The 25,623-nt window shown below is 61.2% G+C and carries 24 protein-coding genes, 1 other RNA gene and 1 pseudogene; 21 read left to right on the top strand and 5 right to left on the bottom strand.

Going from position 1 to position 25,623, the window contains the following annotated elements:
* Positions 1-7: 7 nt before the first annotated feature.
* The 4 genes from L4X63_RS11685 (at position 8) to L4X63_RS11670 (ending at position 3,729) form a co-directional block, all read left to right on the top strand.
* Positions 8-382 carry a response regulator transcription factor gene (locus tag L4X63_RS11685; protein ID WP_250679226.1) on the top strand — a complete coding sequence of 125 codons (375 nt, stop codon included), beginning with the start codon at positions 8-10 and terminating at the stop codon, positions 380-382.
* A 365-nt stretch (positions 383-747) separates the two neighbouring features.
* Positions 748-2,112: an alginate export family protein gene (locus L4X63_RS11680; protein WP_284694612.1), complete on the top strand. Its 1,365-nt coding sequence runs from the start codon at positions 748-750 to the stop codon at positions 2,110-2,112.
* A 284-nt stretch (positions 2,113-2,396) separates the two neighbouring features.
* The gene (locus L4X63_RS11675; protein ID WP_250678814.1) at positions 2,397-3,071 is read left to right on the top strand and encodes a phosphatase PAP2 family protein; all 675 of its coding nucleotides are present in this window, start codon (positions 2,397-2,399) and stop codon (positions 3,069-3,071) included.
* Between the two features lie 202 nt (positions 3,072-3,273).
* Positions 3,274-3,729: a hypothetical protein gene (locus tag L4X63_RS11670; protein WP_250678813.1), complete on the top strand. Its 456-nt coding sequence runs from the start codon at positions 3,274-3,276 to the stop codon at positions 3,727-3,729.
* A 246-nt stretch (positions 3,730-3,975) separates the two neighbouring features.
* Here the strand turns inward: L4X63_RS11670 and L4X63_RS11665 are convergent, their stop codons facing one another.
* Entirely contained in the window at positions 3,976-6,318 is a 2,343-nt protein-coding gene (locus L4X63_RS11665; RefSeq protein ID WP_250678812.1) for a Tex family protein, read from the bottom strand.
* Positions 6,319-6,722: 404 nt separating this feature from the next.
* On the opposite strand from L4X63_RS11665, the gene L4X63_RS11660 reads away from it, so the two are divergent.
* From L4X63_RS11660 to L4X63_RS11625, 8 genes are all read left to right on the top strand, one after another.
* Complete coding sequence (locus L4X63_RS11660; RefSeq protein WP_250678811.1) at positions 6,723-7,178, top strand: deoxycytidylate deaminase; 456 nt, start codon at positions 6,723-6,725, stop codon at positions 7,176-7,178.
* Entirely contained in the window at positions 7,175-7,627 is a 453-nt protein-coding gene (gene nrdR, locus L4X63_RS11655) for a transcriptional regulator NrdR (protein ID WP_250678810.1), read from the top strand. The genes L4X63_RS11660 and nrdR overlap by 4 nt, the downstream gene beginning before the upstream one ends.
* Before the next feature lie 8 nt (positions 7,628-7,635).
* Positions 7,636-8,742, top strand: a complete 1,107-nt coding sequence (gene ribD / locus L4X63_RS11650; RefSeq protein ID WP_250678809.1) for a bifunctional diaminohydroxyphosphoribosylaminopyrimidine deaminase/5-amino-6-(5-phosphoribosylamino)uracil reductase RibD — start codon at positions 7,636-7,638, stop codon at positions 8,740-8,742.
* 203 nt (positions 8,743-8,945) lie between these two features.
* The gene (locus L4X63_RS11645; protein WP_250678808.1) at positions 8,946-9,590 is read left to right on the top strand and encodes a riboflavin synthase; all 645 of its coding nucleotides are present in this window, start codon (positions 8,946-8,948) and stop codon (positions 9,588-9,590) included.
* Between the two features lie 43 nt (positions 9,591-9,633).
* The gene (locus L4X63_RS11640) at positions 9,634-10,836 is read left to right on the top strand and encodes a bifunctional 3,4-dihydroxy-2-butanone-4-phosphate synthase/GTP cyclohydrolase II (RefSeq protein WP_250678807.1); all 1,203 of its coding nucleotides are present in this window, start codon (positions 9,634-9,636) and stop codon (positions 10,834-10,836) included.
* A gap of 14 nt (positions 10,837-10,850) precedes the next feature.
* Complete coding sequence (gene ribH, locus L4X63_RS11635) at positions 10,851-11,318, top strand: 6,7-dimethyl-8-ribityllumazine synthase (protein WP_250678806.1); 468 nt, start codon at positions 10,851-10,853, stop codon at positions 11,316-11,318.
* Between the two features lies 1 nt (position 11,319).
* Positions 11,320-11,757 (top strand): transcription antitermination factor NusB, encoded by a 438-nt coding sequence (gene nusB, locus L4X63_RS11630; protein WP_250678805.1) that lies wholly within the window; start codon positions 11,320-11,322, stop codon positions 11,755-11,757.
* A gap of 114 nt (positions 11,758-11,871) precedes the next feature.
* Positions 11,872-13,179 carry a homoserine dehydrogenase gene (locus tag L4X63_RS11625; protein WP_250678804.1) on the top strand — a complete coding sequence of 436 codons (1,308 nt, stop codon included), beginning with the start codon at positions 11,872-11,874 and terminating at the stop codon, positions 13,177-13,179.
* Between the two features lie 369 nt (positions 13,180-13,548).
* Here the strand turns inward: L4X63_RS11625 and L4X63_RS11620 are convergent, their stop codons facing one another.
* Genes L4X63_RS11620 through L4X63_RS11610 form a run of 3 tightly spaced genes read right to left on the bottom strand, consistent with a single transcriptional unit; the run spans position 13,549 to position 14,842 of the window.
* Positions 13,549-14,106: a hemerythrin domain-containing protein gene (locus L4X63_RS11620; protein ID WP_250678803.1), complete on the bottom strand. Its 558-nt coding sequence runs from the start codon at positions 14,104-14,106 to the stop codon at positions 13,549-13,551.
* 2 nt (positions 14,107-14,108) lie between these two features.
* Complete coding sequence (locus L4X63_RS11615; protein ID WP_250678802.1) at positions 14,109-14,567, bottom strand: iron-sulfur cluster-binding oxidoreductase; 459 nt, start codon at positions 14,565-14,567, stop codon at positions 14,109-14,111.
* A 50-nt stretch (positions 14,568-14,617) separates the two neighbouring features.
* Positions 14,618-14,842: a hypothetical protein gene (locus tag L4X63_RS11610; protein ID WP_250678801.1), complete on the bottom strand. Its 225-nt coding sequence runs from the start codon at positions 14,840-14,842 to the stop codon at positions 14,618-14,620.
* Positions 14,843-15,063: 221 nt separating this feature from the next.
* Here L4X63_RS11610 and L4X63_RS11605 point away from each other — a divergent pair, with 221 nt between their 5' ends.
* The 9 genes from L4X63_RS11605 (at position 15,064) to ssrA (ending at position 24,398) form a co-directional block, all read left to right on the top strand.
* Positions 15,064-15,708, top strand: a complete 645-nt coding sequence (locus L4X63_RS11605) for a peroxiredoxin-like family protein (RefSeq protein WP_250678800.1) — start codon at positions 15,064-15,066, stop codon at positions 15,706-15,708.
* Positions 15,709-16,097: 389 nt separating this feature from the next.
* Entirely contained in the window at positions 16,098-17,177 is a 1,080-nt protein-coding gene (locus L4X63_RS11600) for a 6-phosphofructokinase (RefSeq protein ID WP_250678799.1), read from the top strand.
* 127 nt (positions 17,178-17,304) lie between these two features.
* Complete coding sequence (locus tag L4X63_RS11595; RefSeq protein ID WP_250678798.1) at positions 17,305-19,296, top strand: methyl-accepting chemotaxis protein; 1,992 nt, start codon at positions 17,305-17,307, stop codon at positions 19,294-19,296.
* Between the two features lie 532 nt (positions 19,297-19,828).
* Positions 19,829-20,632, top strand: coding sequence for a 3-methyl-2-oxobutanoate hydroxymethyltransferase (panB, locus tag L4X63_RS11590; protein WP_250678797.1), 804 nt, complete (start codon positions 19,829-19,831; stop codon positions 20,630-20,632).
* Positions 20,629-21,468, top strand: coding sequence for a pantoate--beta-alanine ligase (panC, locus tag L4X63_RS11585; RefSeq protein ID WP_250678796.1), 840 nt, complete (start codon positions 20,629-20,631; stop codon positions 21,466-21,468). Before panB ends, panC begins: the two co-directional genes overlap by 4 nt.
* Positions 21,469-21,471: 3 nt before the next feature.
* Positions 21,472-21,870 carry an aspartate 1-decarboxylase gene (gene panD / locus L4X63_RS11580; protein WP_250678795.1) on the top strand — a complete coding sequence of 133 codons (399 nt, stop codon included), beginning with the start codon at positions 21,472-21,474 and terminating at the stop codon, positions 21,868-21,870.
* A 222-nt stretch (positions 21,871-22,092) separates the two neighbouring features.
* Positions 22,093-23,340, top strand: a complete 1,248-nt coding sequence (locus tag L4X63_RS11575) for an amidohydrolase family protein (RefSeq protein WP_250678794.1) — start codon at positions 22,093-22,095, stop codon at positions 23,338-23,340.
* Between the two features lie 226 nt (positions 23,341-23,566).
* A complete protein-coding gene (gene smpB, locus L4X63_RS11570; RefSeq protein WP_250678793.1) occupies positions 23,567-24,025 on the top strand; it encodes an SsrA-binding protein SmpB in 459 nt (152 codons plus the stop codon).
* A 22-nt stretch (positions 24,026-24,047) separates the two neighbouring features.
* Positions 24,048-24,398: a transfer-messenger RNA gene (gene ssrA, locus L4X63_RS11565) on the top strand.
* Between the two features lie 540 nt (positions 24,399-24,938).
* Here ssrA and L4X63_RS23885 read toward each other — a convergent pair.
* A pseudogene (locus L4X63_RS23885) lies at positions 24,939-25,496 on the bottom strand (recombinase family protein); the annotation flags it as partial.
* Between the last annotated feature and the right edge of the window lie 127 nt (positions 25,497-25,623).

The raw sequence follows: 25,623 nt of genomic DNA, 5'->3' as shown, positions 1-25,623 counted from the left end.
GGAAATCATGATTGTCGAAGACGACCAGGACACCCGCGAGATTCTCTGCTCGATCCTGCGCAGGAAATTCCCCGCGGTGGATTTCCTGAGCGCCGCCAACGGCAGGGAAGGGGTGGAGCTCTTCGCCGAGCGCCGGCCGCAGATCGTGGTCACCGACCTCAACATGCCCGGCATGGGGGGAGCCTGGATGATCCGGGCGATACGTGAGATGAGTCCCGAGACCATGTTCATCGTGGTCACCGCCGACACCGGAAAGGGGGCGCTCGTCGAAGCCTTGGGCGAAGAGAAACCTATCGATCATTACGTGTTCAAGCCGGTCGATTACGCCACCCTTTTCCTGGCCATCTCTCGATGCCTCGCCAAGCTGCAGGAAGATCGCTGATCCCCGCCCGAAACCCTCTTCCCCATTCCGCACGCTCCCGCCGTGCAGATCGGACCCTCACCTCAGCCACTCTTTACGGCTCCACTCCCTCCCGCCGTTGAGACCATACCCTCCCTCTGCCCCGCGTTTCCGTGATCTCTCCCTTACTCATCCCATTCGACGGCACCCCCGTGGTGGGCTCATCCGGCATCTTTTTTTCACAGGCTCCCTCATTAAATGGTTGACAATCCGCCTTCTGCACCCTATAAACGATTTCAATTTTCAATTTCGCGAAACGAGCCGCGGTTTCGGCCGGAAAATCCTCATATTTTCCCGGCCGCTGCCGATTAACAGTATGAACGATGCGAGCGAACGAGGAGGGGTAGATGGTTGGGCGTGTGCTGGTAGCGGTGGCGTTGTCGGTGATGGCGGCGGGGAGTGCGCGGGCTGAGAATCCGGCGCCGGCAGTTTCGGTGGCGGAGGCAGGCGGAGAGAACTCTCCCGGTCCCACCTCGGTGCCGGGACCTCCCCCGACCGAGACTCCGGAGGCCAAGGCCGAGGTTCTCTACCGCTTCGGGGTGAACGGTTTCGTGAGGGGGGAGGGGGCGGGGAACCTGGCCCTCGGTGCCTTCAGCTACCTTCCCGAGCACTCCGAAGGGCGCTTCGTCTACCGCGCCAAGCCGTACGCCTTCTGGCATCCCACCGACTATCTCGACCTTCACGTCGAGGGGCAGCTTTACGGCTTCACCGGGAGAAGGGACGACGATTGGCAACTGGCGCTCTACCAGGGGTACCTGGAGGCCAGGATTCCGGGGAGTGACCTCCTCTCCCTCAAGGGGGGGCGGCAGGAATTCGTCTACGGGAGCAGCTTCATGCTCGGCGCCGACGCCTTTTTCAACGGGCTCACCTACGACGGCGGGCGGCTGCGCATCCAGCCTACCGATACCCTCTCCCTCGACCTTTTGGGCGGCGGCTACGTGACGCCGTGGTCCGACGGGGTGAAAGGGAACCTCGCCGGCGCCTACGGAACCTGGACCCTCGGGGAGGGGAAGGCTCTGGAGGGATACTTCCTCCGGGACTACCAGGAGGTGGCGGGAGCGCCCGGCCAGACCGTTAACAGCTACGGCATCCGGGGGACCACCAAGCTCGGACCGCTCTCCGTAGAGATCGAGCCGGTGTACCAGAACGGGAGGATATTAAACCCCTCCACCGGATCGAATACCGGCGTGAGCGCCTTCGGCGGCCATCTCGACCTGACCGGCGAATTCGAGGGTGGCGGGATGCACCACAAGCTCTGGGGCGGGTACGCCGGGGGGACCGGCAGCAAGGGTGCGGCCGAGGGGGGATCTAGCCGCTACGAGTTCCATAACCCCTCCAACGACACGAGCATTATCGGCGACATGAACCTTTTCGCCGACCTTTCCGGCGCCAACGTGGCCGGTCACCATGCCAGCGGCCTGCAGGTGTACACCCTGGGCTACGGCATCGATGTCACCAAGGAGCTCAACCTTTCCGCCACCGGGCACTACTTTACCGCCGCCGCCGTCGAGGACGGCTTAAGCACCAACCTCGGCCTGGAGACCGACCTCGCCCTGACCTACACCTTCTCCGGCAACTACTCGGCGATCATCGCCTACGACCACTTCTTCTCCGGTCCCTACTTCCGGCAGGTAGGAGGGGGGGAGGACGCTCACTTCGCCTACGTCATGCTGCAGTTCAACCTGGAGAAGTCCAAACTGAAGGGGAAGTAGTTCCCGGCCCCTTCCTTGACAACCCTCCCCCGGTATCTCATGCTTGAGCTGATCCCCTCCGGTCCCGGTGGCCGGAGGGGGGCATACCATCCGCACAGGAGGTACAGCCATGGATGTCACACCGCGTGCCGCCCCGGCCAATCACTCCCGATCCGGCACCAACCCGCCAAGATGCGCCGTTTTTCCTCCCGTCCGATTTTCCTCCCTTTCCTTTCGGCTTTTACTCGTGGGCAAAGTATGGTAGGTATGTCAGTTCCCTCACCACCCGCTCGGGAGTGTCAGCGTTGACCAATCGCCGCTTTCTGCAGAGATGGATCCGCATTACCCTGGTGGCCGGGCCGCTCACGTACCTCTGCGTCTCCTTTCTCGACCTCCCGGTGGCCCACTGGGTGAAGAGGAACCTGTTCTCGATCAAGGAGTGGCAAAAGCGCACCACCGACCTCCCGGACTTGCTGCTCGCCTCGGTGGTGGCGGTCACCGCGGCGGCCGGTATCGCCTACCTCGTCCGGCGCAGGAGAGGGATCGACGACTCGCTGACCCGGCTGTGCCACCTGGCCGCCTGGACGGCGCCGGTCTCTTTCGCCATGAAGCAGCTGCTCAAGTTGTTCTTCGGCCGGACCACCACCAGGGATTGGCTCGAGGGGCATGAGGCGGCCGCCTTCCACTGGTTTCGCGGCAACGAAGGGTGGGTGGGGTTTCCCTCCGGCCACATGCTGGTGGCGGCGGCGCTGCTGGCGGCGGCGGCCCGCTTCTTTCCGTGGAGCCGCGGCTGGGCGCTGGCTGGTTGCGCCTTGCTGGCGGTGGCGCTCATGTTGACCAGCTATCATTTCTTAAGCGACGTGCTGGCGGGAATCTACTTCGGGCTGGCCACCGAGGCCACCGTCTGCCAGATCCTTTTCGGCGGCGCGCCGCAGCTGGCGGGAAGGGGAGGGTGCCGGGCGCCGGATGGCTGCCGATGACAATCCCCGGCCACTTTTCGCTTGCATCGATGAGCTAAATCCCTTATATTTCAAAGGCGCGCCGGTCGAGAATTAAAGCGGTGCTAAAGATGACACGAGAGGCGGAAGGGTACCGGCCCACCGTCCTTGACCATACTGAAAAAGGGGGTTTAACCCATGCGGTTAAACCCTTTTTGTTTCCCAAAGAGGTCATGGAGGACCAATGGAGAGAAGAGCAGTATCGGCTGGAGATAACATCGATTCGCAGTGTACGCGGTGCAAGGCGCTCTTGAACCACACTATCGTCGCCATGGTGGGGACCCTGGTGGTCAGGGTGAAGTGCAACACCTGTGGCAGCGAGCACAACCATCGCCCGGCCAAGGAGGCGAAGGAGGCCAGGGAGCCGAAGGCGGCGGTGACCAGATCCACCGCGGCCAAGCCGGCCAGGGCCACCGCGGGAAGGACCAAGACTCCGGTGCTCTCCGACGAGGCGATCTGGGAAGAGGCGATCGCCCCGCACGACCCGGACAAGGCGGTTCCCTACAGCATGAACGCTACCTTCCGGTCCAACACCCTGGTGAGCCACCCGACCTTCGGCATCGGCCTTGTCGCCGCCACCCAGGCCGGGAAGATCGAGGTGGTCTTCAAGAGCGGCCGCAAACTGCTGCGGACCGCATAAAAAAGGCGGGGTGTCCCGCCGCAACAGCCAAAATGAAAGAAGAGGGGGAGCCGAAAGCTCCCCCTCTTCTTGTTTTAGCAGCCGCGAAAGCGCCCCCTCCAGCGAAAGGAACATCTCTGTTCCCTCCCCCCTTGAGGGGGAGGGGCAGGGAGAGGGGGAGGCCGGCCTCCGGTACTCCGCGGAAACTTCCCCCACCCCCCAACCCCCTCCCTCCAGGGGAGGGGGGGCTCCGGCGCCGGCCGAATCTTACTTCTTCACGCGGAAGCCGGCCCGCTCCCAGGCGCTCTTCTCGTCCACCGGGGCGGCGGGCTTCTTCTGGGAGGGCTCCGGACGGCGCTCGCCCCGGGTATCCTTCGGCCGCTCGCCGCGCTGGTCACCGGACCGCTCCCCGCGGTTATCCCGAGGCCGCTCGGCACCTTTCTGCACCTTCTCCGGCTCGGCCTGCTTGATGGAGAGGGAGATCCTCTTTCTCTGCGGGTCTGCCGCCAGCACCTTCACCTTGACGATCTCCCCCACCTTGACCGCCTCGTTGGGATCCTTCACGAATTTGTGGCAGAGCTGGCTTACGTGGACCAGGCCGTCCTGGTGGACGCCGATGTCGACGAAGGCGCCGAAGGCGGCCACGTTGGTCACCACCCCCTGCAGGATCATCCCCTCCTTCAGGTCCTCGATGGTGGAAACGTCGTCCCGGAAGGTGGCGCTCTTGAATTCCTCGCGCGGGTCGCGCCCCGGCTTCTTCAGCTCGGCCAGGATGTCCCGCAGGGTGGGGAGCCCCACTTCGTCCGTGAGGTAGCGCTCCAGCTTGATGGCCGCCGAGAGCGACGGGTCCGCGACCAGCTGCTCCAGGCTCACCCCGAGGTCGGCCGCCATCTGCTCCACCACGGCGTACTTCTCCGGATGGACCGCGCTGTTGTCCAGCGGGTGGTTGCCGCCGCGGATCCTGAGAAAGCCCGCCGCCTGCTCGAACGCCTTGGGGCCGAAGCGGGCGACCTTGAGAAGCGCCTGGCGATTGGCGAAGGGGCCGTTGTCGTCGCGGTAGCGGACGATGGCCCGCCCCTGGTTTTCGGAGAGGCCGGCGACATAGGAGAGGAGCGCCCACGATGCGCTGTTGAGATCGACGCCGACGTAGTTGACGCAGGACTCGACCACCGCGTCCAGTGCCTTCTTCAAAAGCGACTGGTTGACGTCGTGCTGGTACTGGCCGACCCCGATGCTCTTGGGATCGATCTTGACCAGCTCCGCCAGCGGGTCCTGGAGCCTTCTGCCGATGGAGATGGCGCCCCTGATGGTGAGGTCGAGCTCGGGGAACTCCTCGCGGGCGATTTCCGACGCGGAGTAGATACTGGCCCCCGCCTCGTTGACCATGACCGTCTCCGCCCTGACCCCCGCCTTCTTAAGCGCGTCGCGCACGAAGATCTCGGTCTCGCGCCCGCCGGTGCCGTTGCCGATCGCGATCAGCCGGCAGTCGTGGCGCTCCACCATCGCCACCAGCTCGCCTCCTGCCGCGTCGGCCTTGGCGCCGCCGGTGTGGGGATAGATGGTGGCGTGTTCGAGGAAGCGCCCGGTCTCGCTCAGGGCGGCAAGCTTGCAGCCGGTCCGCATGCCCGGGTCGATCCCGAGCACGCGCCGGTTCCCGGCCGGCGGCAGCAAGAGGAGGTTCCTGAGGTTCTGCGCGAAGACGGCGATGGCCGCCTCGTCCGCCCGGGTCTTGGCCTCCAGGCGGAGCTCCACCTCGATGGAAGGGGCGATGAGGCGATGATAGGCATCCGAGCAGACCGCGGCGAGGAGATCCCTGAAGGGGCTCGCCCCCTTGATGGCACGAAGCCTCATCCGGTCGAGGATCTCCTCCTCGGGGGCCAAAAGGATGAGCCTCAGCACCGTCTCCTTCTCGCCGCGCCGCATGGCCAGCATCCGGTGGGAGGGCATCGACTTCATCGGCTCCTGGTAGTCGTAGTACATCTCGTACTTCTTCTCTTTGTCCTCGGTATCGCCGGAGAGCTTGGAGTGGAAGATCCCCTGTTCGCGGGTCAGCTCGCGCACCATGGCGCGGAGGTCGGCGTCCTCGGCCAGCCGCTCGGCGAGAATGTGGCCCGCCCCCTCGAGGGCCGCCTCGGCGTCCGGTACCCCGAGCTCCTCGTTGACGAAGGGGAGGGCGAGGTCGCGGGGGGAGCCCGCGCCCGGCTCCTGGGCGGCGATCAGGTCGGCCAAAGGCTCGAGCCCGCGCTCGCGCGCGATGGTCGCCTTGGTGCGGCGCTTCGGCTTGTAGGGAAGGTAGAGGTCTTCGAGCTCCGTCTTCTTACGGCAGGAAACGATACGGGCCTTGAGCTCGCCGGTCAGTTTTCCCTGCTCCTCGATGCTTTTCAGCACCGTGACCTTGCGCTCCTCGAGCTCGCGGTGGTAGGCAAGCAGGTCCTCGATCAGGCGGATCTGCACCTCGTCCAGTTCGCCGGTCTGCTCCTTCCGGTAGCGGGCGATGAAAGGGACGGTCCCCCCTTCGTTCAAAAGCGCGATGGTCTGCTGGACCCCCTGCCGGGGAAGCCCGCTCTCTTCGACGATGGTAGAAAGAATGTTCGGGTGATCAGTTATCAACTTCTATACTCCTTGGGGGAAAATTCCTGCCACGGAGGCACGGAGAAAATCTGAGAAAGGCAAATCATCAACCACGGAGACACAGGGAACATCCGAGAAATACAGAAAACTGAAATTCAGCCACGGAGACACGGAGTAAAGCGGAGAAAACAGATTCTTTTTAAGTGTAAAGGCTTCTGGAATTGTGACTTAGCCTTTCCCTCAAGAGATTTTCTCCGTGGCCAGGAGTTGAGCTTTCTCAGATTTTACTCAGATTTTCTCCGTGGCAAAGACTCCGGGGGGTATCCTTCCTACACTACTTTCGACTCCTGGGGCAAGCATTTTTGGAACGGCGCCTGACGCTGCTTGACCGGCCCGCGTGAATCGGCTACAGTGAGCAAATTTCACACCAAAAGGGGCCTTTTATGACCCGTCCTACCTGGGATGAGTACTTCATCGAGATCACTCGCCTGGTGTCCAAGCGATCCACCTGCCTCAGGCGTCACGTCGGCGCAGTAATCGTCAAAGACAAGAATATCCTCGCCACCGGATACAACGGCGCCCCCTCCGGGACCGCCCACTGCCTGGATGTCGGCTGCCTCCGCGAGCAGCTCGGGATCCCCTCCGGTGAGCGTCACGAGCTCTGCCGCGGCCTGCACGCCGAGCAGAATGCCATCATCCAGGCCGCCAAGCACGGCACCTCCATCGAGGGGGCGACCCTCTACTGCAATACCATGCCCTGCATCATCTGTTCGAAGATGATCATCAACGCCGGGATCAAACGGGTGGTCTACCTCACCGGGTACCCCGACCAGCTGGCCGAACAGATGATCCAGCAGTCCGGCGTGCTGGTTGAGAAGTACGAGGAGGCCGAGAAATGAAATGCCCGTTCTGCGGCTTCGCCGACAGTAAAGTCGTCGATTCCCGTCCCGACAAGGGGGGCGCCACCATCAGGCGCCGGCGCGAGTGCGAGTCCTGCGGCAAACGCTTCACCACCCACGAGAGGGTGGAGGAGATTCTCCCGCTGGTCACCAAGCGCGACGGACGGCGCGAGGCGTTCGACCGGATGAAGCTCGTCTCCGGGATCCAGAAGGCGTGCGAGAAGCGTCCGGTCTCGGTGGAGACCATCGAGCGCCTGGTGGACCGTCTGGAGACCACCCTTCAGGAGAGCGGGGAGAAGGAAATCCCGAGCACCCAGCTGGGCGAGTGGGTGATGTCCGAGCTGCACAAGGTCGACCAGGTGGCCTACGTCCGCTTCGCCTCCGTCTACCGCTCCTTTAAAGACATCAACGAGTTCATGAACGAGCTCCAGGATCTTCTGAAGAAATAATCCGGCCCATGTCCACCTTTCACCACAACATGATGCGGCGCGCCTTGGCCCTGGCCAAGAAGGGGGTGGGGAAGACCTCTCCCAATCCCGCGGTCGGCTGCGTGATCGTGCGCGGCGGCGAGGTGGTGGGAACCGGCTGGCACCGCAAGGCCGGCACCCCCCACGCCGAGGTCCACGCCCTCCGCGAAGCGGGCGAACGGGCGGCCGGGGCCGACGCCTACGTCACCCTGGAGCCCTGCTCCCATTTCGGCAAGACCCCTCCCTGCGCCAAAGCACTGATCGAGGCCAACGTCGCCCGCGTCTTCGTGGGGATGGTCGATCCCAACCCGCTCGTATCCGGGCGCGGCATCGCCATGCTCAAAGAGGCGGGGATCGAGGTGGAGACCGGGATCCTCGAAGACGCCTGCCGCAAGATCAATCTCCCTTTCGTGAAGTGGATCCAGACCAGGCGCCCGTACGTGGTGCTGAAAAGCGCCATGACCCTGGACGGCAAGACCGCGACCGCGAGCGGCGATTCCAAGTGGATCACCTCCGATGCCGCGCGCCGCGAGGTGCACCGGCTGCGCGGGAAGATGGATGCCATCATGGTCGGGGTGGGGACCGTCATCAAGGACGACCCGCAGCTTACCTGCCGGGTGCCCGGGGGGAAAGATCCCCTGCGTGTGGTGGTCGATTCCTGGCTGAGGACACCGCTGCACGCCGCCCTTTTCGCGCTGGACTCAAAAGCCGGGACCCTTATCGCCACCTGCAGCCGCGACCTCGATAAACTGAAGGCGCTTAAGGATCGGGGCGCCGAGATCCTGCACTGCCGGGAAAAGGGAGGGCAGGTGGATCTGGACGACCTCTTCGTCAGGCTGGGCGAGCGGGGAGTGCAGTCGGTTCTGCTGGAAGGGGGGAGCCATCTGGCCGGAGCCGCCCTGCGGGCGGGGCTGATCGACCACTGCATGCTCTTTGTAGCCCCCAAGCTGGTCGGCGGCGCCGGTTACGGCCTCTTCGCCGGCGAGGGAGTGACCCACATGGGCGACGCCATCAAGCTGGAAGAGATGACCGTCCGGAAGATCGGCGCCGATCTCGTCGTGGAAGGGAAACCGGTCAGCCGCGGAGATACGGAGTAAATCTAAGAGAAACGTTTGCCACGGAGACACGGAGAGCTTCTGAGAAAGCAACTTCGATAAACGAGAGTTAGACAGGTACAAAGGCAGAGGAGCCGAACATTGTGAGGTAAGATCTGTCTTTGGTTTCCCCCAAGAGTTAGAAGTTAAAAAGCCTTCTCCGATTTTCTCCGTGTCTCCGTGGCTAACTTGCTTTGAGGTAGAAAATGTTCACAGGTCTCATAGAAAATGTAGGCGAGCTGGTATCCATCGAGCGTAAAGGCGCCTCCGGCAGCCTGACCGTCAAAACCGGACTCCCCCTGGAGGAGATCAAGCTCGGCGACTCGGTGGCCGTCAACGGCGCCTGCCTCACCGTGGTCCGCAAGGGTGGCGGCACGCTCACCTTCGACGTCTCCCCCGAGACCATCGACCGCACTTCCTTCAAGGACCTCGGCTCTGGCTCACCGCTCAACCTGGAGCGGGCCATGCGCCTCTCCGACCGCCTGGACGGCCACCTGGTCTCCGGCCACGTCGACTGCCTGGCCACCGTCGCCGGGCGCCGCGAGGTCGCCGGCAACATCGTCTTCACCTTCCGCTTCCCCGCCGAGTTCGGCCGCTACCTCGCCCCCAAGGGGTCGGTCGCCATCGACGGCATCAGCCTTACGATCAACACGGTTACCTCCGACAGCTTCAGCGTCAACATCATTCCCCACACCGCCGCCAAGACAACGCTCCTCGGCAAAAGGGTGGGGGATCAGGTCAACATAGAGACCGATCTTATCTGCCGCTATCTTGAGAGATTGCTCTCGGCTCGCGATGAGAAGCCGGGCGGAGTCACACTCGAACTGCTTGCAAAAAACGGCTACCTATGAGATAAATTTCTCTTTTGATCCAGCCGTAAAAGGGGTTTAAAAGATGTCAGTAGCAACTATTGAGGAGGCCATCGAGGAGATCAGGGCCGGCAGGATGGTCATCCTGGTCGACGATGAGGATCGCGAGAACGAAGGCGACCTGACCATGGCGGCCCAGTGCGTCACCCCCGAAGCCATCAACTTCATGGCCCGTTTCGGACGCGGCCTTATCTGTCTCACCATGACCACGGAGCGTTGCGACCGCCTCGACCTCCCGCCCATGGTGCAGACCAACACGTCGTCTTTCGGCACCGCCTTCACCGTTTCCATCGAGGCCAAGAGCGGCGTCACCACCGGCATTTCCGCGGCCGACCGCGCCCAAACCATCCTGACCGCCGTGGCCCCCGACGCCAAGGCCGAAGACCTCGCCCGTCCCGGCCATATCTTCCCGCTCCGGGCAAAAAACGGCGGCGTCCTGGTGCGCTCCGGCCAGACCGAGGGATCGGTCGATCTCGCCCGCCTGGCCGGCCTCGAGCCCTCCGGCGTCATCTGCGAGATCATGAACGAAGACGGGACCATGTCCCGCATGCCGGAATTGAAGAAGTTCGCCAAGGAGCACGGCATCAAGGTCTGCACCATCGCGGACCTGGTCGCCTACCGGATGAAGCACGAATCGCTCGTGCGCCGCTCCGTCGACGTCGCCCTCCCGAGCCACTACGGATCCTTCCGCGCCGTCGCCTTCGAGAACGATATCGACAAGCTGGAGCACCTTGCGCTCGTCAAGGGCGACATCAAGGGAGACCAGCCGGTGCTGGTCCGGGTCCATTCCGAGTGCCTGACCGGCGACGTCTTCGGAAGCGTCCGCTGCGACTGCGCCGACCAGCTCCACGCCGCCATGAAGGCCATCGAGCACGAGGGGACCGGCGTCATCCTCTACATGAGGCAGGAAGGGCGCGGCATCGGCCTGACCAACAAGCTCAAAGCCTACGCGCTCCAGGACCAGGGGAAAGATACCGTCGAGGCCAACATCGCCCTCGGCTTCAAGCCTGACCTCCGCGATTACGGGATCGGGGCCCAGATCCTGGTCAACCTGGGGGTCAAGAAGATCCGCCTGATGACCAACAATCCGAAGAAGCTGGTCGGCCTGCAGGGGTACGGGATCAACATCGTCGAGAGGGTTCCCATCGAGATTCCTCCCTCCAAGGCCAACGAGAAGTACCTGAAGACCAAGCGCGATAAGATGGGGCATCTGCTGGAAAACATCTGAGACAGGGGTTAACCATGCCAAAGTACATCGAGGGAAAACTTAACGCCGAAGGTCTCAAGTTCGGCATCGTCGTCGGCCGCTTCAACAGCTTCATCGGCGAGCGCCTTTTGGAAGGGGCCCTGGATGCCTTGATCCGCCACGGCGCCAACGATGCCGACATCACCGTCGTCCGCGTTCCGGGTGCCTTCGAGATCCCGCTGGCCGCCAAGAAGCTCGCCGCCAAGGGCGAGTTCGACGGCGTGATCTGCCTGGGCGCCGTCATCCGCGGCTCCACGCCGCACTTCGACTACGTCGCCTCCGAGGTCTCCAAGGGGATCGCCCACGTCTCGCTCGACGCCGGCATCCCGGTCGCCTTCGGCGTGCTGACCACCGACACCATCGAGCAGGCCATCGAAAGGGCCGGCACCAAGGCGGGCAACAAAGGGTTCGACGCCGCGGTGACCGTCATCGAGACCGCCAGCTTGTTCAGGGAGATGAAATAAATTGACTACCCGCAGAGAAGGAAGGGAGCTGGCGCTGCAGGCCCTCTATTCCAAGGACCTGGTGCTGCACGACGCCACCTCGGCACTGAAAAGGATCATCGAGAGCTTCAGTGAGGGTGACGAGCCGACCCTGGAGGTCAACTCCAAGGCGTACGCCTTCGCCTCCGAACTGGTCAACGGCGTGATGGCGCACCTCCCGGAGATCGACTCCCGCATCTCGGAGAAGTCCAAGAACTGGAGCATGACGCGCATGGCCCGGGTGGATCTCAACATCCTCCGGCTGGCCGTCTTCGAGCTCCTGTACCGCCCGGACATCCCGAAGAACGTGACCATGAACGAGGCCATCGAGGTGGCCAAGAAGTTCGGCGCCGAGGATTCCGCCTCCTTCGTGAACGGCATCCTCGACGAGATCGCCTCCACCGTCACCGGCAAGGAGTAGCCCAGAGGTTCCCGCCCCCACCCCCTCACCCCCTCCCTCGAGGGGAGGGGGGATGCCGTGTGGACGGCTGATACTCTCAAATACTTAAGATGAAGCTATGAGGGAAGAGGGAATATGAAAGAGATCAAGATAGGACTGCTGGGCTTCGGCACCATCGGCGCCGGAGTCGTCAAGCTTCTCAAGGAAAATGCCCCCCTCATCGAGGATAAGACCGGGGCTCGCATCTTGCTGAAGAGCATCGCCGACCTCGATATCACCACCAACCGTGGCGTGAGCACCGAGGGGATCCACCTGACCCGCAACGCCGACGAGATCCTCACCGATCCCGAGATCTCCGTGGTCATCGAGCTGATCGGCGGCTACGAGCCGGCCCGTACCTTCGCCCTCAAGGCCATCGCCCATGGCAAGCACGTGGTCACCGCCAACAAGGCCCTTTTGGCCGTCCACGGCGACGAGATTTACCAGGCCGCCAAGGCCAACGGCGTCGAGGTCCTCTTCGAGGCGGCGGTCGGTGGCGGGATTCCCGTCCTCTCCGCCATCAAGGGGAACATGGCCGCCAACCGCTTCTCCACCGTGCTCGGCATCGTGAACGGTACCTGCAACTACATCCTGACCCGCATGACCCAGGAAGGCGCCGACTTCGCCGAAGTGCTGAAATCCGCCCAGGCGCTCGGCTATGCCGAAGCCGATCCCACCTTCGACATCGAAGGGGTCGACACCGCCCATAAGCTTTGCCTCCTTTTGTCGCTCTGCTTCGGCACCAAGATCGACCTGAAGGACGTCTACTCCGAAGGGATCACCTCCATCTCCTCCGAGGACGTCGATTTCGCCAAGACCTTCGGCTACCGGATCAAGCTCCTCGCCATCGGCAAGCGGGACGGCGGCCAGATCGAGGCCCGCGTCCATCCGACCATGGTCCCCAGCGACTACCCGCTGGCCGACGTCCACGGAGTCTTCAACGCCATCCGCCTGACCGGCGATTTCGTCGGCCCGGTGATGTTCTACGGCCGCGGCGCCGGAATGGACGCCACCGCCAGTGCCGTAGTGGGTGACGTCGTCGATCTCTGCCGGAACCTGAGCGCCGGGATCACCCGCCGCTGCGCGCCGCTCGGCTACCTCGACGAAAAAGTCGCCCAGCTCCCGATCAAACCGATGGGGGACATCGTCAGCAAGTACTACATCCGGTTCCAGGCTCTTGACCGTCCCGGCGTCCTTTCCCGGATCGCCGGCGCCCTCGGCGCGAGGAACATCAGCATCGCATCCATGGTGCAGAGCGCCCGTTCCAGCGATACCGTTCCCATCGTCATCATGACCCACGAGGCGCGCGAAGAAGACATCCGTCACGCCCTGACCGAGATCGACTCCTTCGACGTCATCCGCGCCAAGAGCAACTTCATCAGGATCGAAGACAACCTCGAGTAACGAAAAGGGACCGGCCGCAGTGCGTCCCCCCCTTGTTAAAGGGGGGACAGGGGGGATTTGCCGTACTAGTTACGCTGCCGCCTTCTGCTCGTACCCTGCAGTGCACTTAATATGATAAAGGGGACAGCCACCTCACGGAGCCAGTCCCCCAGTTACCCAAACAAGAAAAGGTAGCCCGTCAGGCTACCTTTTTTCTTTTCCATCCCCAACCCATTTCGAGTGCCTAACCGATGCCGTCCGCCACGGGTCCCCCCCTTTGCGAAGGGGGGACAGGGGGGATTTCAGCCCCCGTCGCGCCCCTCAACCGTCCGCCGGCGCAGCGGTCCCCCCCTTGTTAAAGGGGGGACAGGGGGGGATTTGCCGTTCTGATTATGCTGCCGCCTTCTGCTCGTACCCTTCCACCACCTCCCGGTAGTGATCCTCGAGATCCGCTTCCGCCCTCTTCTCGGCGGCGCGGTACCCGGCGACGATCCTCTCCCGGAGTGCATCAGGCATCAGCCGCTCGGCCAGCGGATAGAGGATGTTATCCTCCTTGTAGATGTGCTCCCTGAGCAGCTCGAGGTAACCCCGGGCGGCGTCCACGATGGTCTGCTCCAGCCCCCGTTCCCCGTCAAGGGCGCGGGTGGCGGCCTCCTCCATCTCCCTCACGAAGGCCCTTCCCATGTCATGCTCGGTCAGCATCGCCGCCACCGGGCTGTTGGCCCGCGGCATGCCGTTCTCGATCAGCGCCTCGAAGAGGACATCCTCCTCCTTCGCGTGATGGAACCGGTCGGCGTAGTTACGGATGAAGTCGACGCCGTCCAGGTAGAACTGGTAATCGTTGAACTTGCCCGCTTCCGTCAGGTTCGCATTTTTCTCCAGAAGCGAAAGCATCCTGAGGATCAGCTGGTGCTCGTGCTTGAGTGCGAGGGTGATGTCCTGTTTCATGGCTAGTTTCTCCTTTCGCCGTTGATACCGATCACGATGGTTTCCAGTGCGATTTCCTTGCCCGACTGAGCCAGCGCCTGGCGGACCATCATGTCGAGGCCGCGGCAGCAGGGAACTTCCATGATCGCCACCGTGACGCTCTTCACCTCGTTCATCTTGATGATGGCGGCCAGCTTCTCCACGTAGGGGGTGGTGTCGTCCAGCTTCGGGCAGGCGATGGCCAGCGCTTTCCCTTTCAGCAGATCGCCGTGGAAGCTACCCAGTGCGAAGGCCACGCAGTCGGCGGCGATCAGGATGTCGGCGTTCTGGAACCACGGGGCGGTGGGGGGGACCAGGTGCAGCTGGACCGGCCACTGACGGAGCTCGGAGGGAGCCTTCTGGGTGCTGGTGTTCTCGTTGTTGTCGGTTTTCTCGATCACTCGTGCCATGCTGCCCGGGCAGCCACATGCGGTATGTGCCATTTTCGTATCTCCTTTGAATTTTTCTGTATGAGTCGTTGCCGGTTTCTATGTCAGGCGGCCACCAGGCCGTCCAGGTACTCGTTGATCTCTTTTTCGATGGATACTTCCTGTTCCGGAGAAAGCCCGTGGATGGATACCACGTCCTTCAGAAGGCAGATCCCGACTTTGCAGGTCACGCAGCCGATATCGTAGTTGTTCAGTATCTCGCCGATCCCGGGATAAAGTTTCATCGCATCCTGAATCGCCATCTCACCCAATCCGTCTTTGAAGTTCATCCCGTCCTCCCTGGTAAGGCAACCCGTTGGCCGGTGCCGTTCGCGTCGTTCGATGATCTGACAATAGCCGTTGCAACCTTTTTTGTTCATGACCTGAGTCAAGAATTGAAATTTTTGCCGATTGGCTCGATTTTCTTGGGACGGCGTGGACCTGGCAGGGTTGACCAACGGTGGAATCACGGTAAAACTTTAGGCATTCGTGGCATTTAGAGGAGGGCACCATGCAGGACTTGCGTGCGCAGATTATGGAGTTGGAGAAATCGCTTCGGCCGCTTCCGCCGGAGCAGGCCGAACTTTTCGAACGTGCCTCCCGGGAGCTCGCCATGTCCGGGATAGCCGGCCGGGTGCTCAAGGCGGGCGAGACCGCCCCCGAATTCACCCTCCCAAACCCGGTTGGCACTCCCGTCAATCTGGGAGTGATGCTGGCCAGGGGACCGGTGGTATTGACCTTCTACCGGGGGCTTTGGTGACCGTACTGCAGCCTTCAGTTGAGGGCTTACCAGAAGATCCTTCCCCAGATAGAAGAGCTTGGAGCCTCGATGATTGCCGTCTCTCCGCAGACCCCGGACAAGTCGCAGGCGACCCTTTTGAAGAATTTCCTCGAGTACCAGGTGCTGAGCGACCTCGGCAACAAGGTGGCCCGCCAGTACGGGCTCGTCTTCCAGGTCCCCGAGTGGATCCGCTCCCTCTACATCTCGTGGGGGAGCAACCTCCCCGCCTTCAATGCCGACAGCTCGTGGGAGCTTCCGCTTCCCGGGACCTTCGTCATTGCGCCGGACGGAACCGTCCTCCTCTCCCATGCCGATACCGACATCACCAATCTCTTAGAACCCGCCGAAATTCTAAACGCGCTGGAAAAGCGATAAACCATTGAACGCGGATGACGCGGATTGAACGGATTTACGCGGATACGGCAAAAGACCTTTGAGTAAACACAGGCTCTTCCTGATTGGAACCAATCCTCCGCAGGAACCAACTCCCCCTCTCCTTCAAGGAGAGGGCAGGGGTGAGGATGGTCCGTCGTTCCGTCATTGATAACCAAAAACAACCATGATAGAACACTGGTGACCCGGATTCTGCGCTAGCCGGACAAAGCAAAAAGCCTTTGAGTAAATGAAAAAAAGCTTCTGTCTTTGCCTTGGTTTGATCCGCGTTCATCCGCCCAATCCGCGTCATCCGCGTTCCGGTTTTGATTTTGGGTGTCCGTCATCCGTGTTCCAATGATTTGATGATCCGTTTTTATCGGGGGTAATTCATGAAGATAGGTGTCCTTACCGGTGGCGGCGACTGCCCCGGTCTCAACGCAGTGATCCGGGGTGTCGTCAAGGCATCCCTGCAGCGCGGCTGGGAGGTTTGCGGCATCGAAGACGGTTTCGACGGCCTTCTCCATCCCGAAAAATGCCGTCCCCTCACGCTCGAAGACGTGCGCGGCATCCTTCCCCGCGGCGGCACCATCCTGGGGACCACCAACCGCGGGAACCCCTTCTCCTATCCCCTCATGAGGGACGGGAAAGTCGAGCTGGTCGACGTCTCCGGCGAAGTCGTCTCCCGGATCCGCCAGCTCGGCATCTCCGCCCTGGTGGTCATCGGGGGCGACGGATCCCTCAAGATCGCCCTCGACCTGATGCGCCGCGGCGTCCCCATCGTCGGCGTCCCCAAGACCATCGACAACGACCTCTGCGGCACCGACGTCACCTTCGGCTATAACACCGCCGTCCAGACCGCCACCGACGCCCTCGACCGCCTTCATTCCACCGCGGAGAGCCACCACCGCGTCATGATCCTCGAGGTCATGGGACGCTACGCCGGGTGGATCGCCCTCGAGTCCGGGATCGCCGGCGGCGCGGACGTCATCCTCATTCCCGAGATCCCTTACGACATCGAGAAGGTCTGCGGCGCCATCGTCAAACGGGGCAAGGCCGGCCGGCGCTTCAGCGTCATCGTGACCGCCGAGGGTGCTTTCCCCAAGGGGGGCGACCGCGTGGTCAAGGAGGCCGCCGGCGGCAGGTCGGTGGTGGAGCGGCTGGGCGGGGTAGGGGAGTTGATCTCGCGGGAGCTCGGGCGCTTCCTGGAGATGGATGTCCGGGTCACCGTGCTCGGCCACCTTCAGCGGGGAGGCACCCCGACCACCTTCGACCGCGTCCTCGGGAGCCGTTTCGGCGTGAAGGCGGTCGAACTGCTCGCCGAGGGGGCCTTCGGGCAGATGGCGTGCCTGAGAGGGCGGGAAATTGCCTCCTTCCCGATCGAGGACGCGGTCGGCAGGCTCAACGTGGTCGACCCGCAAGGGGAGATGGTCCGGCAGGCTGAAGCGCTCGGCATCATGCTCGGACGTTAAAAGGAACCGGCACTCTTATTCATGAAGGATATTGTTGACTTTGGCTAATGTCTGAATTAGACTGCGGAAAATTCTCTTAATCTGGCGATGGTGCCGGTCATAAGGGATGCTAAGAGGTGGCTTTTATATGAAAAAACGGATCGCCGAGATCAATCGCAGTCATCTTTTCGCGATTATCGGCTTCTTTCTCGGCATCTCGGCCCCCATCGGGTGGATGCTGCTGCGCGTGGCCCTCTTCAGTGAAGCCGGGGTTCCGCTCGGCACCCAGCTCTTTTCCGAACTCACCCATGCCCAAGGGATCGCTCTCTACTGCTACATGGGAGGCGGCACCGCCATCTGTCTGAGCCTCTTCGGCTTCTTCATCGGGCGCGCGGTAGACGAGCTCCAGGTCAAGGGGGGAGAGCTCGACCTCCTGGTCCAGGAAGTGGACGCCCAGAAGAAACTCTTCGAGAACCGGTACAAGGTCCTCGACAACAACATCAAGAACTTCCACAAGATCGGCAGCCGGATCCAGACCGCCGTGCGCAGCGAGGACGTGCTGGCCCTGTGCGTCGAGGGGCTCCACGAGGTGCTGGGGTACGAGCGCGTCAACGTGCTGATGGCCCGCCCCGAGACCAACGAGCTCTACTTCGCCGCCCACGCCGGCAACGACAGCCCCATCGGCCCCGAGGTCACCCTCCCGCTCGACCGCCGCTCCGGCGTCATCTACAAAAGCTTCAAGGAGAAGCAGGTCTTCTTCATCGAGAACATCTCGAAGTACCCGAAGGACTACCTCCTGCAGCCCCCCTACGACACCATCGAGGCGCTCCGCTCCACCACCTTCATCCTCTGCCCGATCGTTTTGAAGGGTGAGTCCATCGGCGTCTTCGGCCTGGACAACAAGAAGAGCCACCGGGCGCTCAACGACACCGACGTCGACACCATCCGGCTCTTCGCCGATCAGGCCGCCGCCGCCATGATGCGGATCGGGCTCTTGCAGTCCATCGACCGGCTGACCCTGGAGCTCGGGAAGACCTTCTCGGAGCTGCTGAAAAACCGGGACACCTACTCCAGGAACCTCTACCGTCTCAAGAACGCAGCCGACTCGCTCTCCTCCAACGCCCTCAACATCGACAGCTCCGCCCACGGCGTCATGGAGTCGGTGGACGGCGCGAGCGTCTCCGCCGCCGAGATCTCCATCGCCACCGACCAGATCACCCGCAACATGGACGCCCTCTCCGACTCAGTCTACAAGTCCATCTCCGCCATGGAGGAGGTGACCTCCTCGCTTCGCCAGGTGGAGCGGAATACCGTCCACTCCCACGACCTCTCCAGCAAGGTCAAGGAGCAGGCCGAGAGAAGCGGCGAAGTGGTCAGGGAGACCGTCGATGCTCTGGCCGAGATCCAGCGCTCGGTCGATCTCTCCTACGAGGGGATCAAGCGCCTGAGCGAGAACAGCGGCCGGATCGAAGGCTTCGTGAGCGTGATCAACGACATCACCAAGCGGACGAACCTCCTGGCCCTCAACGCCTCCATCATCGCCGCCCAGGCGGGCGAGTATGGCAAGAGCTTCGGCGTGGTCGCCGACGAGATCCGCAATCTCTCCCTGCAGACCGGCCTCTCCACCGGCGAGATCACCGGGATCATCGAAGAGATCATGAACGAGTCGAAGCTCGCCTCCGACAGCGTGACCGTCACCAAGGAACTGGTCAAGCGCGGCGTGCAGCTGGGGAGCCAGACCGGTGCCGCCCTGGAAAGCATCCTCGAGAGCGCCCAGACCGCGATGGACATGACCCAGCAGATCAAGCTCGCAACCGAAGAGCAGGCGGCCAGCGTACAGATGGTGACCCAGTCCATCGAAGACGTCGGCTCCATGACCAGCCAGATCTTCAAGGCTTCCAAAGAGCAGGCCCAGGCGACCAAGAGTGTTGCGCGGGCCCTCGAAGAAGTGAAGTCGATGAGCCACGACGTGGCCGCCAGCGCCAACCGTCAGACCTTCGACACGGAAGAAATCAAGGGCGCCGTCGAATCGGTCACCCGGATGGCCGACAATATCTTCAACGACATGGAAATGCGCCAGGAAGAGAGCGGCCAGGTCGTCAAAGAGCTCGAACAGATGATGGCCAGCGCCGAAGCGTAGCCGCCGCAGCCTAGCCGCTGAAACCACCTCCCTACCCACCGCCACACCAATCCCCTCTCGTCCCCTTCAAGGCCGTGAGGGGATTTTTTTTTAGGCACTCCGCTGCCCCAGCGTCCCCCCCTTTGGGAAGGGGGGACAGGGGGGATTTTTGATGCAGAATAACGCCGCCCCCGCCGTCGGCCTCGGCTTACTCCCCCCTTCTGTTAAAAAAACATTGGACTATCCGTCACCCTTGTGGTAATAACCGTTTCCGGCCCGCTATACCTAAGTGGAGCCCATTGGATAACGACAAAAAGCACATACCGCCTGGATTCCTTGAGAACCGGTACGGGAAGCGATAGCTGACGAACATCCGCGCGGGAATCCGTGTGCGGTTGCTCATATAACAGCGTCTCCTTCCCCGGAGGCGCTTTTTTTGTTTAAACACTGCCTCTACCGTTTTCACCTTCCCTCTTTCTCCCCTTTGACAAAGGGGGGGTAGGGGGGATTTGCCGTAGGAAGTTGCACCATTTTCGATCACGACGGAGCAGCCATGCAGAAGAAGAAAACCGTTCTCGACATCCAGAAGATGAAAGCCGACGGAGAGCGGATCGCGGTCCTCACCTGCTACGACTATCCCACCGCCGCCATCATGGACGGCTGCGGAATCGACATGATCCTCATCGGGGATTCCGTCGGCGTCGTAGTGGCTGGCTACGACAACACTCTCCCGGTCACCATGGAAGAGATGATCTACCACACCCGGGCCGTGATGCGGGCCCGCCCCAACGCCCTGGTGGTGGCCGATCTCCCGTTCCTCTCCTACCAGGTCGATCTCGCCAGCGCGAGGCTCAATGCCGGACGGCTCGTCAAGGACGGCGGCGCTGCCGCGGTCAAGATCGAAGGGGGCGTCAACGTCGAAGAGACCATCGCCGCCATCACCGCCATGGACATCCCGGTGGTGGGGCACATCGGCCTCACTCCCCAGTCGCTGCACCGGATGGGCGGCTTCAAGGTCCAGGGCAAAGGTGCCGAGCAGGCCGAGAGGCTGATGGAAGATGCCCGCGCCGTCGAGCGCGCCGGCGCCTTCGCGGTCGTGCTGGAAGGGATCCCGATGGGGCTCGCCGAGCGGATTACCGCCGAGCTCTCCATCCCCACCATCGGCATCGGCGCCGGACCCCATTGCGACGGGCAGGTGCTGGTGATCCACGACATCCTGGGGCTTTGCAGCAAGTACTCCCCTAAATTCGTCAAGCGCTACGCCGAGCTCTCCCCCGTGATCGGCGAGGCGGTGACCAGCTACATCGCCGACGTCAAGGGCGGCGCATTCCCGGAAGAAAGGCACTCCTTCAAATGAAAGTGATTAACAGCGTGGCAGAGATGCAGCAGTTCGCCCGCGAGCACCGCGGCGAGATCGCCCTGGTTCCCACCATGGGATACCTGCACGAAGGGCACGCGTCGCTGATGGTAGAGGCCCGCAAGCGGGCCAGGATTGTGGTCGCCAGCATCTTCGTCAATCCCACCCAGTTCGGCGTCAACGAAGATCTGGACAGCTATCCTCGCGACCTCGAGCGCGACACGCGCGTGGCCTCGGAGGCGGGCGTCGACATCATCTTCGCCCCCACCGCCGCCGAAATGTATCCCTCCGGCTACCAGACCTACGTCAACGTCGAAGAGCTCACCACCCACCTCTGCGGCGCGAGCCGTCCCGGCCACTTCCGCGGGGTGACCACCGTGGTCTCCAAACTCTTCAACATCGTGATGCCGCGGGTGGCGATCTTCGGCAAGAAGGATTTCCAGCAGCTCGCCGTAATCAAGCGGATGGCGAAGGATCTCAACATGGACGTGGAGATCGTGGGGATGCCGATCGTGCGCGAGCATGACGGCCTGGCCCTGAGCTCCCGTAACGTGAGGCTGGACACCACCCAGCGCCGCAGCGCCCTTTCGCTCTCCCGTTCCCTTCGGGTTGCCAAAGAAGCCCTCCGGGGCGGCGAGCAAAGCGTCGCGGCACTGAAAAAAGCGGTCGCGGAAGTCATTGAAGCCGAGCCCATGGCCGAGATCGATTACCTCGAATTCAGGGATCCCGATACCCTATTGGAACTGGAACAGGCAGATGAAAGAACGCTGCTAGCGTTAGCGGTAAGAATTGGCTCAGTACGATTGATCGATAACTGCATACTTGGGGAGGAATAAACAATGGACAGGAAGATGCTTAAGAGCAAGATTCACAGGGCAACCGTAACCGGCGCGGACCTTCACTACGAGGGGAGCATCACCATCGACAAGGAGCTGATGGAAGCCGCCGATATCATCCCGTACGAAGCCGTTTGCGTCTGGGACGTCAACAACGGCAGCCGTTTCGAGACCTACGCCATCGAAGGCGAGCCCGGCTCCGGCGTCATCTGCATCAACGGCGCCGCCGCCCGCATGGTAGCCCCCCGCGACCTGGTCATCATCGCGAGCTTCGTGAACATGTCCAACGCCGAGGCACTGGCCCACGAGCCGAAGCTCGTCTTCGTCGACGAGAAAAACCGCATGCTCCAGACCCGCAAAGAAGTCGCCGGCCAAGGCAACCTGAAAAGCGTCAGCTGGTAAACCCTTCCCAACTTCCCCCTCCCCTCGAGGGAGGGGGCGAGGGGGTGGGGGACGCCGGCCCGCGGTAAAGTTGCCGGACCCCCTCTGTCATACGAAAGGGTTCCGGCTCTTTCGCTGCCATTCCCCGAATACCAAATAATGGGGGAAGTATCCCGATGTGGTATAATGTCGGTGTCTTCCCCCATTACCAATTAAAACGCAGTCCAGAGGCCTCTCATCCGCATGAAGATCTACGCCGCCTCATACCTGTTGCCGATCTCCTCCCCGCCCATCGCCGGGGGCGCGATTGTAGTCGACAACGGACTGATCCGTGCCGTCGGACCGCTCAAGGAGCTGCGGGCAGCCTTCGATGCCCCGGTCACCGAATTCACCGGCTGCACCATCATCCCCGGCCTGGTGAACGCCCACACCCACCTTGAGCTTACCCACTTCTCCGCCTGGAAAGTACGCAAGGATCTCGACTACCTCCCGAAAACCTACGTCGAGTGGATCCAGCAGGTGGTGAAGATCAGGCGGGCCCTGCAGCCGGGGGAAGTCGAGCTCTCCGTGCGGGAGGGGCTGCGGCTGTCGCTGGAGTCCGGCACCACCGCCGTGGGGGAGATCCTGACCGATTTCACCCTGGCCCCCCTGTATAGCATCTCGCCGCTGGCCGGGCGTATCTTCTTCGAGGTCCTCGGCCACGACCTGCACCAGTGCGATGCGGTGATCGAGCGGGTGGAAAAGAGCGCGTTGGAGATGGATGGAGAACTCCTTCCCGGCGTCTCCCCCCACACCCCCTATACCGCCTCCGCTTGCCTCTTCAAGGGCGCCCAGGAGCTGTCGGGGCGCCACGGCATGCGGAAGGCCGTCCACCTCTCCGAGCCGCGGGAAGAAGTTCTCTTCATGCACGACACCACCGGCCCCTTTGCCGAGACCCTCTATCCGATGGCGCACTGGGAGGAGTATCTTCCCCATCCCCGTCGCACCACCTCGACCCGCTACCTTGACTCCCTCGGCTTTCTCGATGCGGCCACCCTGGCGATCCACGCCGTCCACGTGACCCCCGACGACGTCGCCATCCTGAAGGAGCGTGGCGTCACCGTAGTGCTCTGTCCCCGCAGCAACGACCGCCTCTTCGTCGGCACCGCTCCCCATCACCTTTTCAAGAAGGTGGGAGTGCCGCTCGCCATCGGTACCGACTCCCTGGCCAGCAACGATTCGTTGTCGATTTTGGACGAGCTTCGTTACCTGCGGCAGATCGCCCCGGGGCAATTCACCGCCGACGAGCTCTTGGCGATGGGCACGCTGGGAGGAGCCAAAGCGTTGGGAATCGAGCAGATCGCCGGCTCCCTGGAATCCGGCAAACGTGGCGACTTCCTGGTTTTCTCCAGCGGCCACGCCACCCTGGCCGATCCCGCCGAGGTCCTCCTGAAGCACGGCAAACTCGACCACGTCTACGTCGCCGGCGAAACCTACCCCCCCACCAACTGATCCCCCGGCATCCCGTCCGGCCCTTAGGTTCCCCCCTTTGCGAAGGGCCAACGCCAAGTACCGGGGAGAATTAAAAGTACCCCTTGTCAAAGGGGGATTTAGGGGGATTTGCCTCTTGATCCGTCAGCGTAAAAGGGGCTAGCGGCGATTTCATCCGCTGTCCCGCCGACCTCCCCCTCGACTTTCCCCTGTCATTTCAACCGTCGATCTGTTATCATTTAAATCTATGGGTGAAAAGCTGATCTGCAACAACAAGAAAGCCTTCCACGACTATTTCATCGAAGAGCGATTCGAAGCAGGGATGGTGTTGCAGGGGACCGAAGTGAAGTCCCTGCGGTGTGGCAAAGCCAACCTGAACGACTCCTTTGCGATGGTGAAGAACGGCGAAGCCTTTCTGCACAACTTCCACATCAACCCGTACGATTTCGGTAACCGTGAGAACCACGACCCCGACCGGATGCGGAAGCTGTTGTTGCACAAGAAAGAGATCGTCAAGCTCTTCGCCAAGATCCGCGAGCAGGGGTACACCATCATACCTTTGAGGGTGTATTTCAAAGACGGCAAGGTGAAGACCGAGCTAGGTTTAGCGAAAGGGAAGAAGAACTACGACAAGCGCGAGACCATGAAAGAAAAAGACATGAAGCGCGACGTCCAGGTAGCGCTGAAGGATCGCAACAAGTACTAGAAGCGCAGTTATAACAGTTTATGGGGGTGTAAAGGTTTCGACGGGGGTAAGAAGCAAAGGTTGCATGCCGAGGTCCGGGTGGCTCGTTAAACAATCCGGGACGCTTTAAGCGCCGACAACTACGAATACGCCTTAGCAGCTTAATAACTGCTAACGATCTACCGAGCCTCTCCCACGGGTGAGGATAGATCGTCATTTAAGTGGGATAGTTTCAGGGAGTGTCTGCGGTCCTGAGGCGAAACTAAGCGGAACCGCTGCTCACGAATCTCGGCCTGTGGAGTCGTGGGTGGTTAAATTAAATTCAGGTACAAGCATGTAGACGCCTTTTGTGTACGACTTTCGGACGCGGGTTCGATTCCCGCCACCTCCACCATTGCAAAGCATTCGAACCGTTGTCGGGTTCGGATGTGGAAGGCCCCTTTTGGGGCCTTTTCTCTTCAAGAAGCACGAGTGGTTGAAGGTTTGAGACCGCCTTATAATATGGTTTACCGATGTCTGGAATGACTGGAACTAGAGTGATTTTCCCGAGTAGTTTCCGAAGAGCGAGTGCTGATTGCTCTGCCCGCATCTCCAGAACTTCTTGCATGTGCTCAACTGACGATTCAACCCACTCGATGGGGGGAGCTTTAAAAATCCCCTTTGCACTTTCCTCCAACGCTGTTAATTCTGCACGTAATTCTTCGATTTTTTTCTCTGTTGCAGCAAGCATTTCGGATACTAATTTACTCACGTTACCACTTGCTATAAACTTTACATAATTTGATGCCTCTCTCTCATTAGCTTGTAAAGCTTTTTTGGTAATATCAATTTCTCCAGGGACAGTAGCCAACACCTTAGAACAAATATCCTCAATTTTTTTGAATATAGACATGATGCTTTCTTTGTCAGATATCATTTCTTTTACCTGACTTAATATCTTGTTTTCTACGACCTTTTTTTGAACCAACATTTTGTTTTCGCAGCTTCCTCTTGCTGCGCGCATGCAGCCATAATACCCACCCTTCTTGCCACTGACCTTTCCGATAGTCGCTCCGCAGATGTCGCAGAACATTGCTCCTGACAGAAGCTCATGAGGATATAACGTTACACTGCTCCCTTGCTGATTTTGAAAACCTTTATTCCCTTTACCTCCAGGCCAGAGACCGGCTCTCGCTGTGAAGATTTCTTGGGCTTTATCCCAGACTTCTTTGGGGACTATCACAAGTTCTTCATGGAATGCCTCGTGGAGAGGGCCCTCACTTCTAGGAATCGTCTTCGTTGATCCTGTCATAGGGTTCCGTTTTGTCTGAGTCTTCCCCCATTTCCACACCCCTATGTATTTCTCATTTTTAAGCATGCGGTGAATGATGGAAGAGGACCACCCTTTCTCCGGTTTATTCCTCCCTTTAACGTTTTCATGATTAAGTCTCTTAACGATAGCTGTCAATGCTTTACCGCTAACAAATTCGGCGAATACACTTTTTACGAGTATTGATCTTGCCCGCCATTGACGGACGCCTTGTTAAGCGAGTAAAGTTCGCGACAGAGGTGATCCGTGAAGAAAGCAGAAGCACAAAAGAAGACTCGCAACCGTTACTCTCCGCAGTTCAAGGATGAAG

This window comes from Geomonas sp. Red32, assembly GCF_023652955.1.
Lineage (GTDB): Bacteria > Desulfobacterota > Desulfuromonadia > Geobacterales > Geobacteraceae > Geomonas.
This window is presented reverse-complemented; position numbering and strand designations above follow the sequence as displayed.

Excerpts from the sequence above, each read along its gene's own strand:
- L4X63_RS11685 (WP_250679226.1), top strand. The coding sequence starts at position 8 with ATGATTGTCGAAGACGACCAGGACACCCGCGAGATTCTCTGCTCGATC.
- L4X63_RS11680 (WP_284694612.1), top strand. The coding sequence starts at position 748 with ATGGTTGGGCGTGTGCTGGTAGCGGTGGCGTTGTCGGTGATGGCGGCG.
- L4X63_RS11670 (WP_250678813.1), top strand. The coding sequence starts at position 3,274 with ATGGAGAGAAGAGCAGTATCGGCTGGAGATAACATCGATTCGCAGTGT.
- L4X63_RS11660 (WP_250678811.1), top strand. The coding sequence starts at position 6,723 with ATGACCCGTCCTACCTGGGATGAGTACTTCATCGAGATCACTCGCCTG.
- nrdR (WP_250678810.1), top strand. The coding sequence starts at position 7,175 with ATGAAATGCCCGTTCTGCGGCTTCGCCGACAGTAAAGTCGTCGATTCC.
- ribD (WP_250678809.1), top strand. The coding sequence starts at position 7,636 with ATGTCCACCTTTCACCACAACATGATGCGGCGCGCCTTGGCCCTGGCC.
- L4X63_RS11645 (WP_250678808.1), top strand. The coding sequence starts at position 8,946 with ATGTTCACAGGTCTCATAGAAAATGTAGGCGAGCTGGTATCCATCGAG.
- L4X63_RS11640 (WP_250678807.1), top strand. The coding sequence starts at position 9,634 with ATGTCAGTAGCAACTATTGAGGAGGCCATCGAGGAGATCAGGGCCGGC.
- ribH (WP_250678806.1), top strand. The coding sequence starts at position 10,851 with ATGCCAAAGTACATCGAGGGAAAACTTAACGCCGAAGGTCTCAAGTTC.
- L4X63_RS11625 (WP_250678804.1), top strand. The coding sequence starts at position 11,872 with ATGAAAGAGATCAAGATAGGACTGCTGGGCTTCGGCACCATCGGCGCC.
- L4X63_RS11620 (WP_250678803.1), bottom strand. The coding sequence starts at position 14,106 with ATGAAACAGGACATCACCCTCGCACTCAAGCACGAGCACCAGCTGATC.
- L4X63_RS11615 (WP_250678802.1), bottom strand. The coding sequence starts at position 14,567 with ATGGCACATACCGCATGTGGCTGCCCGGGCAGCATGGCACGAGTGATC.
- L4X63_RS11610 (WP_250678801.1), bottom strand. The coding sequence starts at position 14,842 with ATGAACTTCAAAGACGGATTGGGTGAGATGGCGATTCAGGATGCGATG.
- L4X63_RS11600 (WP_250678799.1), top strand. The coding sequence starts at position 16,098 with ATGAAGATAGGTGTCCTTACCGGTGGCGGCGACTGCCCCGGTCTCAAC.
- L4X63_RS11595 (WP_250678798.1), top strand. The coding sequence starts at position 17,305 with ATGAAAAAACGGATCGCCGAGATCAATCGCAGTCATCTTTTCGCGATT.
- panB (WP_250678797.1), top strand. The coding sequence starts at position 19,829 with ATGCAGAAGAAGAAAACCGTTCTCGACATCCAGAAGATGAAAGCCGAC.
- panC (WP_250678796.1), top strand. The coding sequence starts at position 20,629 with ATGAAAGTGATTAACAGCGTGGCAGAGATGCAGCAGTTCGCCCGCGAG.
- panD (WP_250678795.1), top strand. The coding sequence starts at position 21,472 with ATGGACAGGAAGATGCTTAAGAGCAAGATTCACAGGGCAACCGTAACC.
- L4X63_RS11575 (WP_250678794.1), top strand. The coding sequence starts at position 22,093 with ATGAAGATCTACGCCGCCTCATACCTGTTGCCGATCTCCTCCCCGCCC.
- smpB (WP_250678793.1), top strand. The coding sequence starts at position 23,567 with ATGGGTGAAAAGCTGATCTGCAACAACAAGAAAGCCTTCCACGACTAT.